14 protein-coding genes are annotated in these 15,655 nt (G+C 72.0%); 9 read left to right on the top strand and 5 right to left on the bottom strand.

All coding sequences use genetic code 11. The annotated features are described in order from the left end of the window. Positions 1 to 90: 90 nt before the first annotated feature. Positions 91 to 1,287, bottom strand: coding sequence for a hypothetical protein (locus ACWEPL_RS51685; protein WP_452440751.1), 1,197 nt, complete (start codon positions 1,285 to 1,287; stop codon positions 91 to 93). A gap of 103 nt (positions 1,288 to 1,390) precedes the next feature. Further along, positions 1,391 to 3,232: an AMP-dependent synthetase/ligase gene (locus ACWEPL_RS51680; protein ID WP_363969832.1), complete on the bottom strand. Its 1,842-nt coding sequence runs from the start codon at positions 3,230 to 3,232 to the stop codon at positions 1,391 to 1,393. Positions 3,233 to 3,372: 140 nt separating this feature from the next. Here ACWEPL_RS51680 and ACWEPL_RS51675 point away from each other — a divergent pair, with 140 nt between their 5' ends. From ACWEPL_RS51675 to ACWEPL_RS51660, 4 genes are all read left to right on the top strand, one after another. Next, the gene (locus ACWEPL_RS51675; RefSeq protein WP_452440750.1) at positions 3,373 to 4,830 is read left to right on the top strand and encodes a peptide MFS transporter; all 1,458 of its coding nucleotides are present in this window, start codon (positions 3,373 to 3,375) and stop codon (positions 4,828 to 4,830) included. 10 nt (positions 4,831 to 4,840) lie between these two features. Further along, entirely contained in the window at positions 4,841 to 5,449 is a 609-nt protein-coding gene (locus tag ACWEPL_RS51670; RefSeq protein WP_363969836.1) for a trimeric intracellular cation channel family protein, read from the top strand. Positions 5,450 to 5,522: 73 nt separating this feature from the next. After that, entirely contained in the window at positions 5,523 to 5,753 is a 231-nt protein-coding gene (locus tag ACWEPL_RS51665; protein WP_350735278.1) for a hypothetical protein, read from the top strand. Then, entirely contained in the window at positions 5,750 to 6,157 is a 408-nt protein-coding gene (locus tag ACWEPL_RS51660) for a type II toxin-antitoxin system VapC family toxin (RefSeq protein ID WP_363969840.1), read from the top strand. The genes ACWEPL_RS51665 and ACWEPL_RS51660 overlap by 4 nt, the downstream gene beginning before the upstream one ends. Here the strand turns inward: ACWEPL_RS51660 and yczR are convergent. Further along, positions 6,141 to 7,571, bottom strand: coding sequence for a MocR-like transcription factor YczR (gene yczR / locus ACWEPL_RS51655; RefSeq protein WP_363969842.1), 1,431 nt, complete (start codon positions 7,569 to 7,571; stop codon positions 6,141 to 6,143). The genes ACWEPL_RS51660 and yczR overlap by 17 nt on opposite strands. A 63-nt stretch (positions 7,572 to 7,634) precedes the next feature. Here yczR and yczE point away from each other — a divergent pair, with 63 nt between their 5' ends. Together yczE and ACWEPL_RS51645 are read left to right on the top strand one after the other, a co-directional pair. Next, on the top strand, positions 7,635 to 8,240 hold the full coding sequence (gene yczE, locus ACWEPL_RS51650) for a membrane protein YczE (RefSeq protein ID WP_350735270.1): 606 nt from the start codon (positions 7,635 to 7,637) through the stop codon (positions 8,238 to 8,240). Between the two features lie 80 nt (positions 8,241 to 8,320). Further along, positions 8,321 to 10,075 (top strand): glycoside hydrolase family 15 protein, encoded by a 1,755-nt coding sequence (locus tag ACWEPL_RS51645; RefSeq protein WP_363969844.1) that lies wholly within the window; start codon positions 8,321 to 8,323, stop codon positions 10,073 to 10,075. An 18-nt stretch (positions 10,076 to 10,093) separates the two neighbouring features. On the opposite strand, the gene ACWEPL_RS51640 is transcribed toward ACWEPL_RS51645, so the two are convergent. Further along, the gene (locus tag ACWEPL_RS51640) at positions 10,094 to 11,056 is read right to left on the bottom strand and encodes a transglycosylase SLT domain-containing protein (RefSeq protein ID WP_452440749.1); all 963 of its coding nucleotides are present in this window, start codon (positions 11,054 to 11,056) and stop codon (positions 10,094 to 10,096) included. A gap of 65 nt (positions 11,057 to 11,121) precedes the next feature. Further along, on the bottom strand, positions 11,122 to 11,934 hold the full coding sequence (locus tag ACWEPL_RS51635; protein ID WP_452440748.1) for a helix-turn-helix transcriptional regulator: 813 nt from the start codon (positions 11,932 to 11,934) through the stop codon (positions 11,122 to 11,124). 92 nt (positions 11,935 to 12,026) lie between these two features. Between ACWEPL_RS51635 and ACWEPL_RS51630 the strand changes: the two genes are divergently transcribed. From ACWEPL_RS51630 to ACWEPL_RS51620, 3 genes are read left to right on the top strand one after another with little or no spacing between them, the layout of a single operon-like run. After that, a complete protein-coding gene (locus ACWEPL_RS51630; RefSeq protein ID WP_363969850.1) occupies positions 12,027 to 12,833 on the top strand; it encodes a phytanoyl-CoA dioxygenase family protein in 807 nt (268 codons plus the stop codon). Continuing rightward, complete coding sequence (locus tag ACWEPL_RS51625) at positions 12,830 to 13,090, top strand: hypothetical protein (RefSeq protein WP_192785635.1); 261 nt, start codon at positions 12,830 to 12,832, stop codon at positions 13,088 to 13,090. Before ACWEPL_RS51630 ends, ACWEPL_RS51625 begins: the two co-directional genes overlap by 4 nt. Positions 13,091 to 13,147: 57 nt before the next feature. Further along, positions 13,148 to 15,484, top strand: coding sequence for a WD40 repeat domain-containing serine/threonine protein kinase (locus ACWEPL_RS51620; RefSeq protein ID WP_452440746.1), 2,337 nt, complete (start codon positions 13,148 to 13,150; stop codon positions 15,482 to 15,484). Positions 15,485 to 15,655: the final 171 nt, after the last annotated feature.

Raw genomic sequence — 15,655 nt, 5'->3', positions numbered from 1 at the left:
AATGACGCGTAAGGGTAAGGAAAAGTTGTAGTAAAGCTGATCACAATTCCGCAACGGCGGTTTAAGGCCGTGCTATAGGCATCTTTTCGGCTATTGCGTAATTTGTCGGGACTTGGAGGCGTCTGAGGCGTAGTGTCCCGTTCCGGGATAGCGGACGCGCCAGAGGCCACCCGCGCGGCCCGCGACCGTCGCCTCGAAGGTTCCGGAGGCGTCCGTCGTCGTCTGCCCGATTCGCTCCCAGGCCGTGGACTCGTCGCCGCGCCACAGGATCTCCAGCTGCTGCCTGGCGAACGGGCCGTAGTCGGTGTAGCCGCGCGGGTCCACCCGCCTGAGCGAGCCGCGCAGGCGTACCAGGTCGGAGCCCTCCAGCTTGTCGGCCCGGACCGACGAGAGCTTCGTGTCCCGCCTGAACTGGAACGACGCGTACTCGGTGACCGTCGTCCCGCCCGCTCCCCTGGCGGTGGCGGTGATCGTCCAGGTGCCGGTCGGGTAGTAGCGGTTCAGCTGCTTGTCGGGGAGGAAACGCCAGGTCTCCCAGCCGTTCGCCATGCGGGCCGGCGGGCCGGATCCCGGTCCCGCGGTGCGCCAGGTCAGCTGCGGAGGGGTGCCCTCCAGAGCGTCCTCGGCCAGCTGCGGTGGCTGCGCCGCCGGAGCGACAGCGGGCGCCTGAACGGGAGCGGGTGCGGGGGCCTGAACGGGTGCAGGGGCCTGAACGGGTGCGGGCGCCGGGGCGGGTGCCACGGGCCGGACGCCTGGTCGGGGCTGGTTCGGCGGCGCCGGCCGGGCTCCTGGCCGGGGCTGGTTCGGCAGTGCGGGCCGGACGCCCGGCCGGGGCTGGTTCGGCAGTGCGGGCCGGGCCACCGGTGCCGGACGGGGCGCCGTGCCCGGTGCGGGACGGGCCACCGGTGCGGGACGGGGCGCGGTGCCCGGTGCGGTGCCCGGCGCGGGGCGGGTGCCGACGGAGCCGCTGGTGGGGGCGGGACCGGAGCCCACCGAGCCGGTGTCGGGGGCGGGCGCCGGGGCCGGAGCCGGTGCCGGGATCGGTAGCTTGTCGGTCAGTACGGGGCCGGGTGGGGCGCCGGGTTCGACTTTGACGGTGACGCCGCCCTGGCCGCGCACGCCTTTGGCGACGACGTCGACCACCAGGCGTACGGAGTCGTTCGCCCCCACGATGGGTTCGGCCGGACGGACGATGATCGCGCGGATGACGGGCTCGGTCGCGACCGGGAGGGCGGGCACGGTGAGCGGCCCGGCCGCGAGCGAGACGAGAAGAAGGCTTCTGGTCATGATCGAGACGGTAGGAACCGCCCGGTAATGGCCAGGACCTCGACACACGCCACGAATGGCAAAACCGGGATCAGCCGGAGCAGGCGAACCCCGCCAAAGTGCCCTAACGCGGCCCGCTGTAAAGGCCCTCGATGACGTCGGCGTATTTCGCGTGGATGATCCGCCGCTTGAGCTTCAGGCTCGGGGTGAGCTCCTCGGTCTCGGCCGTCCACTCGGTGCCCAGCAGCGCCCACTTCTTCACCTGCTGCACCCTGGCCAGCTTGGCGTTCGCGGCCTCGACCGCCGTCTCCACCTCCTTCATCACCTCCGGGTGCTCGGCCAGCTCCGCCAGCGAGGCGAACGCGATGCCGCGCGCCTGCGCCCAGCCCGGCGCCACCTCCCCGTCGAGCGTCAGCAGGGCCACCGGGTGCGGCCGGTTGTCGCCGTAGGCGAGGGCCTGGCCGACGAGCATGTGCTCCTTGAGGTGGTTCTCGATCTCGGCCGGGGAGATGTTCTCGCCGCCCGCCGTGATGATCAGCTCCTTCTTCCGGTCGACCACCCGGTAGAAGCCGTCCTCGTCGACCGTGCCGATGTCGCCGGTGTGCAGCCAGCCGCCGTCGTCGATGAGCTCGGCGGTGGCCTCGGGCCGGTTGACGTAGCCGCGGGTGTTGAGCGGGCTGCGGGTGAGGATCTCGCCGTCCTCGGCGATGCGGATCTCGACGCCGGGCTCGGCCCTGCCGACGGTGCCCAGGCGGTAGCAGGAGGGGCTGTTGCCGGTGAACGCGCCGGTCGTCTCCGTCATGCCGTACACGTCGATGACCTTGAGCCCGAGCCCGGCGTAGAAGTGCTGCACCTCGGCGGGCAGCGGCGCGGCGCCCGTGGCGGTCCACTCGGCGCGGTCGAAGCCGATCATGCCGCGGATGATCGACAGCAGGGACGCGTCCGCCTGCTCGTAGGCCGCCTGGATCTCGGGGGTGATCGTGCGCCCGTACTGGCCGGCCTCCACGTACGCGGCGCCCGCCCGCATCGCCTGGCGTACGGCGGCCTGCTGCTCCTCCGGCTGGGTGGCGAGCACGGCGAGCAGGCGGGCCATCATCTTCTCCCACACGCGCGGCACCCCGAAGAACATCATCGGCCTGACCTGCCCCAGCGTCTTGCCCAGGTTGGCCAGGTCGGTGCAGAAGTGCACGTGGGAGACCTTGACCAGGGGCAGGTAGAGGCTGAGGATGCGCTCGGCGATGTGCGCGTACGTGAGGTAGGAGATCTGCGTGCCCCGGACGGGCAGGTTCGTGATGCGGTCGGTGGCGGCGACCTCGTAGAAGACGTTCGCGTGGGTGAGGGGGACGCCCTTGGGCATGCCGGTGGTGCCCGAGGTGTAGAGGACGGTGACCACGTCGCCGGGGGTGACCGCGCTCATGCGGGCCTCGACCTCGGCCGGGGCCGCGGCCAGGCGCGCGCGGCCCAGCTCCAGGAAGTCCTCCCACGACATGAACCGCTCGTCCGCGGGCGCCCCCTCCAGCATGATGATCCTGCGGAGCCCGTCCAGCTGGGACAGGACGGGCTGCCAGCGGGCCAGCTCGGCCGGGCCGCCCAGCACCGCGTACCTGGCGGCCACGTCCCCGGCCACGAACGCGATCTGCTCGGGCGCGAACGTCGAGTACACCGTGCAGCCGACCCCGCCGGCGTGCACGGCCCCGAGATCGGCGAGCACGTGCTCGCTGCGATTGACCATCATCACCGCCACCGACTCCCCGGGTTCCAGCCCGAGCGCGACGAAACCCGCGGCGATCTCCAGGACCCGCTGCCGCGCCTGCGCGTAGGTCAGCGTGGTCCAGCCGTCCCCGTCGGGGTCGGAGTAGGCGGGGGCGTCGGGGTGCTGCTCGGCGGCGTGCCTGAGCCGTTCGCAGACGGTACGGCCGGCGATCTGCCGCTCGATCTCGGCCCGGACTTCGAGGTCTTCGGCCATGGCGCGCGCCTCCAGTCAGTGTTCACTTGCGTGAGTGGCCTGCATCGCACCACACCAAGGGGGTAGCGGCAAGAGCCTGAGGAGAAAGACCCGCGTCCTTCACGTAGAGTAATCGACCGGGTGCACAGAGGGGGCGGCACATGAGCGGCAGGACGTTCTTCGGGCATCCCTGGGCACTGGCCACGCTGTTCGGCACCGAGATGTGGGAGCGGTTCAGCTGGTACGGGCTGCGGGCGATCCTCGCCACGTTCCTGGCCGCGTCACCGGCGCAGCAGGGCCTGGGCCTGTCTCAGGAGACGGCGCAGGCGGTCGTCGGCGTCTACGGCGCGCTCATCTACCTGGTGGCGCTGCCCGGCGGGTGGATCGCGGACCGGATCCTGGGGGCGCGCAGGTCGGTGTTCTGGGGCGGGTTCGTCATCATGCTGGGGCACATCAGCATGGCCCTCCCGGTGTCGTCGCCGTACTTCGTGTGGCAGGGCCTGCTGCTGATCATCGCCGGCACCGGCCTGCTCAAGCCGAACATGTCCGTCATGGTCGGACGGCTCTACCCCGAGGGGGACGACGCGCGCAGGGACGCCGGGTTCTCCCTGTTCTACATGAGCATCAACCTGGGCGCGTTCTTCGCGCCCATCGTGGTCGGCTGGCTGGCCACCGGCGACCGGTGGCACCTGGGGTTCGGCGCGGCGGCCGTCGGGATGGCGTTCGGCCTGGCCCAGTACATCCGGGGCGGCCGATACCTGCGGGGCATCGGCGAGCGGCCGGCCCACGTGCAGCACCGCCTGTTCTGGCGGGGGGCGGGGATCGCGGCGGCGGCGGCGATCGCGCTGGGCGCGTGGGCGGCGACCGGCACGCTCACGGTCGACCGGCTCACCGTGGCGATCACCGTGGTCATCCTCATCGTGCCGGTGGCGTACTTCTCGTACCTCCTGCTCGGCAGTCACGACCTGACCGAGGACGAGCGGATCCGGATGAAGGCCTACATCTGGCTGTTCGTGGCCGCGTCCGTCTTCTGGATGATCTACGACCTGGCGCCGAGCAAGCTGCTGTTCTTCGCCAGGGACCACACCGACCTGTCGCTGTTCGGCATCCCGATCCAGCCGGCCACGACGCAGTCCTTCAACCCGCTGTTCATCATGATCTTCGTGCCGGTCTTCGCCGCGTTGTGGGTGCGGCTCGGGACGCGGGTGAGCACGCCGCAGAAGTTCGCGTTCGCGCTGATCGTCATAGGGTTGAGCTTCGTGGTCATGGCCGTCGCGGCGGCGCTGGCGGGGCCCGGCAGGGTGTCGGTGTGGTGGCTGGTGCTCGTCTACCTCATCCAGGTGTTCGGGGAGCTGTCGCTGAGCCCGGTCGGGCTGTCGGTGACGACGAAGCTGGCGCCCGAGGCGTTCAAGGGGCAGATGCTCGGGGTCTGGTTCATCTCGCTGTCGGTGGGCGACGCGGTCGGCGGGCAGACGGGGCGGCTCGGCCGGGTGCTGTCGGATCCGATGTACTACCTGGTGCTGGCGGCGATGGCGATCGTGGCCGGGATCGCGTTGTTCATGTTCGCGCGGAGGTTGCGGGTGATGATGGCCGAGCACCACGAACCGGTCATACGGTAAATATTCCGACGTGTCTGAAATTCTCGACCTTGTCGGCATCTTCGTCTTCGCGTTGACGGGTGCGCTCATGGGCGTGCGCAAACGGCTCGACGTGGTCGGGATGGTGGTGCTGGCCGAGATGACCGCCCTGGGCGGCGGCGTCGTACGCGACCTGATCCTCAACGTCCGGCCCGCCGCCTTCCAGAGCCTCGGGTACGTGCTGGTGCCGGTGGCCGCGACGGTGATCGTGTTCTTCTGGCATCCGCACGTGGCGCGGGTGATGCCGCTCATCCTGGTGCTGGACGCGGCGGGGCTCGGGCTGTTCTGCGCGGTGGGGACGGAGAAGGCCCTGGAGTACGGCCTCGCCCCGCTGCACGCGGCGCTGCTGGGGGTGGTGACGGGCATCGGCGGCGGCATGCTGCGCGACGTGCTGGCCGGGGAGATCCCGACCTTGCTGTACGACCGCCAGCTGTACGCGGTGCCCGCGCTGCTGGGGTCGGGGGTGATGGCGGCGCTGTCGGCGTACGGGCTGCACGGCTGGCCGGCCACGCTGGCGGCGGCGGTGCTGGCGTTCGGGCTGCGGATCATGGCGATGCGCCGCAAATGGCGCGCCCCCTTGGCCCGGGGCTCCAGCGAATGAGGCGCTCGAATTGCGGGAAAGCAGACGACGTCGCACGCTGGAAGCGACTAGCGTGAGGGAGGTGACACAGAGCGTGGCGAAGACGATACGCATTGACGACGTCCCGGACGAGACGTATGAGGCGCTCCGCATTCAGGCGGAGGCCGAAGGCCTCACGGTCGCCGACTATCTCCGTCGCCAGCTGCGGCTCATCACCCGCCCGACGACCGCCGAGGTCATCGAGCGAGCGCTTCGGCGGTCGCGGGAGAACGGCCCGACCAACGACGACATCCTCACGGCGATCCACCAGGGCCGCGGCGCATGATCGTGGTCGACGCCTCGGCCTGCGTCCACGCCCTTCAGGCCGAGCGACCCGATCCCGACCTGGTGCGCACGCTCCAGAAGGCGGGGTCGCTGCACGCTCCCACACTGCTCGACATCGAATTCCTGAGCGCCCTGCGCGGGCTGGTGATGAGCGGCAAGCTCCCCATCGACCGGGCCGATGAAGCACGCATGGACTTCTCCGACCTTCCCCTCGTCCGCTATCCGATCGAGAAGCTCGCCGATCGGATCTGGGCGCTACGCGACAACTTGACCGTGTACGACGCCGCGTACATCGCTCTGGCCGAAGCTCTCGGATGCACGCTGGTCACCACGGACGCCAAGTTGCGGTCCGCGTGCGGGCATCGGGCGGAGGTCGAGGTTTACCCCCTCACACCATCGCGATGAGCGCGTCCACGGGGCGGCGGGGGCCGGTGGGGCCGTGGTCGCGGGCGGCGCGGATGCGGGTGAGCGCTTCCGTCAGGACCTGGGGCGGCTGGGTGTAGGGCAGGCGGAGGTAGCCCTCCAGGGTGCCCTCCAGGCCGAACCACGGGCCGGGCGCGAGGCGTACGCCGTGGTGGGCGGCCGCCTCCGCGAGCGGCGTGGCGCCCGGGCCGTTCAGGCGCACCCACAGGGTGCCGCCTCCGCGCGGCACCGTGAACGTCCACTCGGGCAGGTGCTCGCGCAGCCCCGACACCAGCGCGTCGCGTGAGGCGCGCAGCGTGCGGCGGCGCTCGGCGCGCGTCTCCTCCAGCCGGTCGAACAGCCGCGCCACCACGAGCTGTTCCAGCACCGGGCTGGCGATGTCCACGGCCGCCCGGAACATCGCCAGCCGCCGGGCCAGCGCGGCGGTGGTGCGGACCCAGCCGATGCGCAGCCCGCCCCACCACAGCTTGGAGGCCGAGCCGATGCTGATCACCCGGCTGTCGGTGTCGAACGCCGCCGCCGGCGAGGTCCGGGGCACCTCGTCCAGCGCCAGCTCCGACCAGGTCTCGTCCACCAGCAGCACCGTGTCCGTACGCCGGGCCGCGCCCACGACGGCGGCGCGGGTGGCGTCGTCCATGAGGGCGCCGGTCGGGTTCTGGAAGTCGGGCATGAGGTACGCCAGCCGCGCCCCCGACTGGCGCATGGCCCCCGTCACCAGGTCGGCCTGCCAGCCCTCGTGCGAGATGCCGACCGGGACGATCCTGGCGCCACGCTGCCGGGCCACGTCGATGGCGTGCGGGTACGTCGGAGACTCCACGAGCACCGGATCGCCGGCGCCGACGAGCAGGCCGAGCACGAGCTGGATGGCGTGCTGGGAGCCGGTCGTGACGAGGATCTGCTCGGGCCGGGTGGCCAGGCCCCTGGCGGTGTAGTGGGCGGCGATGCGCTCCCTGAGCACGGGCAGGCCGATGGGGTCGTAGCCGTTGCCCATGCCGTACACGGACAGGTCGTCCACCGCCTCCAGCATCGCCTGCCGCAGGGCCGACGGCGCGGGCGGGGCGGCGCACTGGAGCTGGACGAGGCCGTCGCCGTCGGTGCTGAGCCACGGGTTGTCGGCCGTGGTGGCCGGGTCGGGCAGGGCGGTCCAGCTGCCGGAGCCCTGGCGGCTCTCCAGGTAGCCGCGTTCGCGCAGCAGGTCGTAGGCCGAGGTCACGGTGGTGCGGCTGACCTTGAGGGTCTCGGCCAGGTGGCGTTCGGCGGGCATGCGGACGCGTACCGGGATCTGGCCGTCCATGATAAGGACGCGCACGCCGTCGGCGAGCGCGCGGTAGTACGGACGCGCCGCCGGGTCGATCTTGATGAGCCGCGCCACCTGGGTCGCCGACAGATGCCTCATAAGGCCACTTTTCGTGATTGGCCCTGTTTTGGCAAGTCGGTTGGATGCCAATCTGTGGCCACTATGAGTGAAGCGACCGTCCCCCGGCTCAGTTCGTCCCTTCCCGCGCGCCTCGTCAGGCTGTACGGCGGGCTCGCGCTCTACGGCGCCGGCATCGGCCTCCAGGTCGAGTCCGGGCTGGGCAACGACCCGTGGGACGTGTTCCACCAGGGCCTGGCCCTGCGGACCGATCTGTCCATCGGGACCGTCATCATCGGCATCGGCGCCCTGGTGCTGCTGCTGTGGATCCCGCTGAAGCAGAAGCCCGGACTGGGAACGGTCAGCAACGTCGTCTTCCTGGGCCTGTTCGCCGACGGCGCGATCTTCCTGCTGCCCACCCCGTCGCACCTGGTCCTGCAGGGCCTGTACGTGGTGCTCGGCGTCGTCGCCATCGCCCTGGCCACCGTGCTCTACATCGGCGCCGGGATGGGCCCGGGCCCCCGCGACGGCATCATGACCGGGCTGATGCGGCTCGGCCTGTCGGTGCGGCTGGGCCGGTTCCTCATCGAAATCACGGTCCTGGCCGCCGGCTGGCTGCTCGGCGGCACCGTGGGCGTGGGAACGCTGGTGTTCGCGCTGGCCATCGGGCCGTTGACCCAGCTGTTCACCCGCTGGTTCCCCCTGACGTGATCCCGTGAGGGGATCCGGGCATGACGCGACATGATCGGACCCCCTCACGGGATCGCCCCTCCTCCGAGTAGCGTCTAGGCATGCGGATCGAGGACTACGCCCTCATCGGGGACATGCAGTCGGCGGCTCTGGTGGGCCGCGACGGTTCGATCGACTGGCTGTGCCTGCCCAGGTTCGACTCTCCGTCCTGCTTCGCGTCGCTGCTCGGCAGCGAGCGCAACGGACACTGGTGGCTCGGCCCCACGGGCCGCAGACCGGCCACCCGCCGCCGCTACCGGCCCGAGACGCTCATTCTGGAGAGCGAGTGGGACACCCCGACGGGCACGGTCCGGGTGATCGACTTCATGCCGCCGCGCGACCGCAACCCCGACGTCGTGCGCATCGTGGAGGGCGTCTCCGGGACCGTGGAGATGTCCACGCAGCTGCGGGTGCGCTTCGACTACGGCCGGATCGTGCCGTGGGTGCGCCAGAGCGACGGCCACCTGCAGGCCATCGGCGGGCCCGACTCGGTGTGGCTGCACTCCCCCGTGCCGCTGAAGGGCGGCGACTACGCGCACCGGGCCACGTTCACGGTCAAGGAGGGCGACCGGTTTCCGTTCGTCTTCACCTGGCACCCCTCGCACGAGCCGATGCCGCCGCAGATCGAGGCCGACACCCAGCTGCGCGAGAGCGAGGCCATGTGGGCGGAGTGGGTCGCGCGGTGCACCTACCAGGGCCCGTACCGGGACGCCGTGGTGCGGTCGCTGATCACGCTCAAGGGCCTCACCTACGCCCCCACCGGCGGCATCGTCGCCGCGCCCACCACGTCGCTCCCCGAGGACGTGGGCGGGGTGCGCAACTGGGACTACCGCTTCTGCTGGCTGCGCGACGCGACGCTGACGCTCGACGCGCTGATCAGCTCCGGCTACCTGGAGGAGGCCGCCGACTGGCGCGCGTGGCTGCTGCGGGCCATCGCGGGCCGGCCCCAGGACCTGCAGATCATGTACGGCGTCGCGGGCGAGCGCCGGCTGCCCGAGCTGCGCCTCGACTGGCTCGACGGCTACGAGGACTCCCGGCCCGTCCGCATCGGGAACGAGGCCGTCAAGCAGCTCCAGCTCGACGTGTACGGCGAGGTGATGAACTGCCTGTTCGTCTCGCGCACGCGCGGCCTGTCACCCGACGACCGCGCGTGGACCATCCAGCGGGAGCTCCTCGACTACGTGGAGGACCACTGGGACGAGCCCGACGAGGGCCTGTGGGAGGTGCGCGGGCCCCGGCGGCACTTCGTGCACTCGAAGGTGATGTGCTGGGCGGCGCTGGACCGGGCGGTCAAGTACGTGGAGCGGTTCGGCCGCACCGGCCCGGTCGACAAGTGGCGCACGCTGCGCGACGTCGTCCGCGCCGAGATCCTCTCGAAGGGCTACGACGCGCGGCGCAACACCTTCACGCAGTCGTACGGGTCGTCGGAGCTGGACGCGTCGCTGCTGATGATCCCCATGGTCGGCTTCCTGCCGGCCGACGACCCCCGGGTGGTGGGGACGGTGGCGGCCATCGAGAAGGAGCTCATGTCGGACGGGTTCGTGCTGCGCTACCCGCTGGCCGCGGACAACGACGTGGACGGCCTGCCCGGCGGGGAAGGTGCCTTCCTGGCGTGCAGCTTCTGGCTGGTGGAGGTGATGGCGATGCAGGGCCGCAAGGAGGAGGCGAAGACGCTGTTCGAGCGGCTGCTGGCATTGCGCAACGACGTGGGGCTGCTGGCCGAGGAGTACGACCCCCGCTACAACCGGCTGGTCGGCAACTTCCCGCAGGCCTTCAGCCACGTCCCCCTGATCCACGCCGCGCGCGCCCTGTCATAGCGGGGGTCGTAGCGGGGCCTACGGGCCGGTGAGGCGCCGCTCGCCGGCCGTGGTGATCACGAACACCTGCCAGTTGTAGTAGGCGTAGTAGTTCCTCGGGTCCCGCTTCATCTGGCGGGCGTGCAGGAGGATGGCGTTCACGTACGCCCGGGAATGGTTGTACGCGTACAGCGCCCGCCGGTAGTCGCGGGGCGCCCCCGAGGCGCGCAGGTAGTTGGCGGCGCCCATGACGGCGTCGCGCGGGTCCTGCACGTCGCCGCCCATGCCGTACGCCTTCCAGGTCCCGGGCATGAACTGCATGGGCCCCTGGGCGCCGACGTTGCTGTCCGACTTCACCCGGCCGAACTTCGTCTCCGCGAACATCACCGCCGCCAGCACCTCCCACTCCACCCCGAACTTGCGCTCGGCCTTCTTGAAGTGGCCGAGCAGCTCGGCGGCGGGCGGGGCGGGCTGGACCTTGAACGTGGCCGAGGGCTTGATCGGGTGGGCCAGGGAGAGCAGCTCGCGGATGGCGGCGGTGTTGTCCTTGGCCTGGGCGGCCAGCCCGGACGGCAGGCGGGCGAAGGCCCGGGCGGCCACCTCGGGGTGGCGGGCGGTGTAGCGGTAGGCGCGCTGCTGGTGAAGGGCCAGGAGCTCGACGTCCCGGGGCGGCTTGCCGGTCTTCGGCCAGGCGTCGATCGCGGCGTTGAGCGCGGCGCTGGTCCCCTTGAGCGCGGCGGCCAGCCGGGCGGGGTCGCCGGGGATCTTCTGGTCGGGCGCGGGCAGCGTCCCGCCCGCCGGTGGGGTGGACGCGGACGAGCTCGGCGCGGACGGGCTCGGCGCGGACGGGCTCGGCGCGGACGGGCTCGGCGCGGGTTGCCGGCCGGCCGCCGAGGCCGCCGGGGCCGGGTCGCCGCAGGCGGCCGTGCCGAGGAGGGCGGCGAGCGCCATCGCGGCCAGGGCACGGGCGGGGCGGCGGTGATGATCGTGGCGTTCCTCCATGGTCGGCCAACCTACCGGGTACGGCCCGCCCCCGGCGCCAGGCGGGCCCGGACACGCGCCCGGCCTCACCGCTGATCGGGTCCACTCGCCGCAGGTGGCGGCCTACCCGCGCCGTGCTCGGGGCCGCTCGCGCGCAGGGCCCGGGGTGAGGCGCCCAGCTCGCGTCTGCAGGCCTTGTTGAACGCCTGCAGGTCCGGGATGCCCACCGCCGCCGCGATCGCCGGGATCGCCAGGGTCGACTCGCGCAGCAGGTGCAGCGCGCGGGACAACCTCCTGCGGCGGATGTACGCGACCACCGTGTGCCCCGTCTGGGCCCGGAACAGCCGGGTGAGGTGGTTGTGCGACACCCCGGCGGCGCGGGCGACGCGGGGGACGGTCAGCGGCGCGGCCAGGTCCGCGTCGATGTACTCCATGGCGGCCGCCACGACGGCGTGCGCGCTGCCGGCGACGGGCAGGTTCGCGATCCGCCAGAGCACCGTCCACACCTCGGCCGACGCCCTGGCCCTGGTGTCGGGGACCGCCGCGATGGCCTGCCGCAGGGAGGCGGCGATGAGCGGCGCCTGGTCCCCCGCGTCCCGCATGACGGGCACGACCCGCCGCTCGTCGCCGCCGGGCAGCCTGAAGTGCGCGTACAGGTGCTCCGACCTGCCCCGGTAGTGGTAGTGGACCTCGGCGCCCGGCGGGATCAGGCTGACGTGGCCGGGCTTGATCGCGTGCACGGTGCCGTCGAGCACCAGCTCGGCGGCGTACCCGTACAGGTGGAGCTGCCACAGGTCGGGCAGCCGGAACACGTCGTGGGCGCTGACCACGCCGTGCACCGCCGCCCCCGCGCCGGCCACCGCCGGCGGGCCGGAGAGCGTGATCGTCACCTGCCGCACAGGGATCTGTTCTACCGCAGCCGGGGAAAATGGACCAGTAGTTGATGATTACAACCCACGACATAGCGGGTGTCCGGTTCTAACTTCGAGGCATGCGAACCACTTTGCTGACCTCCGCGCAGGTCGCCGGATTCGTGGCCGCCGGCTATCTGCGGCTCGACGGGATCGTCCCGGACGAGCTCAACGACCAGGCGATCGACGTGCTGGAGGCGGGCATCCCGCGCCCGCCGTACGGCACTCCGGTCACCCAGGCCTACCCCGAGGGATCGTTCGCCCGCCGCCTGATCGAGCTGCCCGCCGTCGCCGGCGCGCTGCACTCGCTCGTCGGCCCCGACCCGACCGTCGACCACCACGCCGTGCACGTCCGCGAGCCGCACAACGGTCACGCCCAGCCGCTGCACGCCGACGCCATCATCGACACCCGCATGGACGCCTTCGACGTGCAGCTCATGTACTACCCGCGCGAGGTGACGGCCGACATGGGCGGCACCCTCGTGGTGCCGGGCAGTCACCTGCGCCGGATCAACGAGAGCGACACCGGCCGCTACCAGAACCTGCGCGGCCAGACCCGGCTCACCTGCCCCGCCGGGACCGTGATGCTGCTCCACCACGGCATCTGGCACGGCGGGCGGCGCAACGACAGCGACGTGCGCCGGTACATGTTCAAGATCCGCTTCAACCCGACCGTGCCGCAGGTGCGGCTCTGGGACACCTCCGACCTGGACGATCCCGCCGTCCTGGCCGAGCTGGGCCGGCGTTTCCCCTGGTACGAGCAGGCGACCGGGCGGTTGGAGGTCCACAACCGGGTGCGGATGTGGCGGGCCCTGACCAACGATCCGTCGTTCGACGTCGAATACTGGACGACTCGCGTGAACAACCGCCCCGGGAGGGTCGCATGAAGCAGCAGGTGCTCGTTCTCTACCTGGCCACCTCCGCGCTCGACGCCGAGGTGGTGGGCTGGTCGCGCTACGACGGCACCGGGCGCACCGAACCGACCGCCGGCGACGGGGACGAGCCGCCGTACGAGACGGGGGTGGAGGCGTTGCGCGACGGGTGGCGGCTGTTCCAGGCGTCTCAGCTCATCCCGCCGTATCCCGGGCACGAATATGACACGTCGTTCATGAAGCACGAGTTCTTCTTCGAGAAGATGTCGTAAATCCGGACGTACGGCCTTATCGTGTGATCGCTCGATCTGGCCCGAGGAAGGAGCGGGATGCCTGACCTGCGCCCGCTCCGGCCGAGCGATCCCGAGCGGATCGGCTCGTACCGGCTCGTCGGCGTGCTCGGCTCCGGTGGACAGGGCGTGGTCTACCGGGGCGTCGGCGACGACGGGCGCGAGGTCGCCGTCAAGGTCCTGCACCTCGCCCACGAGGAACACGAGGACGTCACCAAGAGCTTCCTGCGGGAGGTGGAGGCGGCGCGGCGGGTGGCCGCCTTCTGCACGGCCGCGGTGCTGGACGCCGGGATGGCGGACGAGCGGCCGTACATCGTGAGCGAGTACGTGCCAGGGGACACGCTCCAGACGCTGGTCCGGGCGTCGGGGCCGCGGTCGGGCGGGGCGCTGGACCGGCTGGCCATCTCCACGCTGACCGCCCTGGCGGCCATCCACCAGGCGGGGATCGTGCACCGGGACTTCAAGCCGGGCAACGTGCTGATGGGGCCGGACGGGCCGATCGTCATCGACTTCGGCATCGCCAAGGCCCTCGACGCGACGACCCGGACGTCGGTGCCGGTGGGGACGCCCGCGTACATGTCGCCGGAGCAGTTCAGGGGCGAGCGGGTGGGACCCGCGTCGGACGTGTTCAGCTGGGCGGGGACGATGGTGTTCGCGGCCACCGGGCACACGCCTTTCGCGGGGGAGACGCTGGCGGCGGTGGTGAACAGCGTCCTGAGCGGTACCCCGGACCTCACGGGGGTGCCGCCGCACCTGCTGGGGGCGATCGCGGCGTGCCTGTCCAAGGACCCGTCCACCCGCCCGGACCCGACGACCCTGCTCCAGCAACTCATCCGCCAGGCCGGCCCGCCGGCCCGCGTCCCCGGCCCCGCAACACCCCCCGCCGGCCCGCCCACCGGTCCGGCCCAGCTCGCGCCCGCCGGGGCGGGGCAGCCCGGTGTCGCCTGGGCGCCGCCCGCTGGAGCGGTCCCGTCCGGTTCGGCTCCTTCGGGGGCGATGTCTCCGCCCGGTGGGGCAGCGCACGCCGGGCCTCCGCCTCCTCCCCCGGGGGCGTGGCCTCCTTCCGGCGCTGGGCCCGTCTCCGGCTCCTCGGCCGTCCGGACGGAACCCCCTGCCGGGAACGCCGTTCAGACGGGCCCCGATGCCCGGAGCGGCGTTCAGACGGGGCCCCGCGCCGGGGCCGGGCCGGTGGCGGACGCGGATACGGAGACCGGGCGGAGCCGGTCGGTCAGCCGGCGGGCCGTGTTCGGCGGAGCCGCGGCGGCGGCCGCCCTCGCGGTGTCCGCCTTCACCGTCCTGCGCCCGAGGAACGACCCCCTCGACCCGGACGACCGGCGTACGGAGCAGCCGCTCACCGGAAGCCCGTCCGCCACCCCGACACCGACGCCGACGCCGTCCGCCGAGCCCTTCGGGACGCAGGTCGCGGTGTCCGCGCCCCTGCCCAAAGCGGACGGCGCGATCACGGCACTCGCCGCCGCGGGGAGCACCGTCGTGTGCGGGACCGCCAAGGGGGCGGTGTTCACGTGGGGCCTGGACCGGGCGGCCACCCGGCTCGGCGACGGCGGGGCCACGACGACGGAGGTGGCCGCCGGCGAGGTCGGTGGCACGCCGGTGATCGCCTCCGGGCACACCGACGGGCGGATGCGGCTGTGGAGCCCGACCGGCGAGAGCCTCGCCTCGCACAAGGTGAGTGACCCCGTCATCGCGGTCACCGTCACGGGCGCGGGCAAGGCGGTGGCGGTGTCGCAGAAGTACGACTCCATGAAGGACCTCCGCAGCGTCGTGCGGCTGTGGGACATCTCCACCGGCAAGCAGATCGGCCCCACGATCACCGACCACTTCCAGGGCATCAGAGGGCTGGCGTTCGGCCGGCTGGGCAAGGACGACGTGCTCGTCACGGGCGACGGCGGGGAGCGGGTCCGGGTGTGGCGGCTGTCGAGCGGGCGGATGACGCACTCGTTCCACACCGGGGAGATCGGCGGGATCGAGCGGCTGGCCTGCGGCGAGATCAAGGGCAAGCCCGTCCTCGTCTCGACCCACCTGGACGCGACCCTGCGCGTGTACGACCTGGCCACGGGCAAGCGCAGGAAGAAGTGGGAGTTCAGCGACCAGAGCCCGGACGACCGGGGCACCGTGGCTCTGGTCACCGGACGGTGGGGGGACGTGCCCATAGCCGTCGTCGCCCACGGTCCGTGGAACGACGAGTACGTCACCCGGGTCTGGAACCTGGACGACGGCGACACCATAGGAGCGCTCGACCTGGATCCCGGCGGAACGATCCCCACGCTGGCACTGGCCGAACGGGGCGGCCACCCGGTGGTCGCCGACACGGGCGGAGAGCGTACCGTCCGGGCCTGGAGCCTCGGCCCCGCCTGACCGCCGCCTCACTCCGCCCCCGCCGGAAACCCGGAAACCGGCGCGCGGGACACCGTCGTACGCCCTCCCGCCGCACCGGCGCCCGAACGTCCGGCGGGCCCGCCCGCCGTACCGGTCTATCAAGCTCAAAGAGGCGGGGTACCACGACTTCGTCATCCTGGAGAAGGCCGC

This window comes from Nonomuraea sp. NPDC004186 (assembly GCF_053603495.1).
Note: the sequence above shows the minus strand (reverse complement) of the source record. Positions and strands in the feature narration are given on the sequence as shown.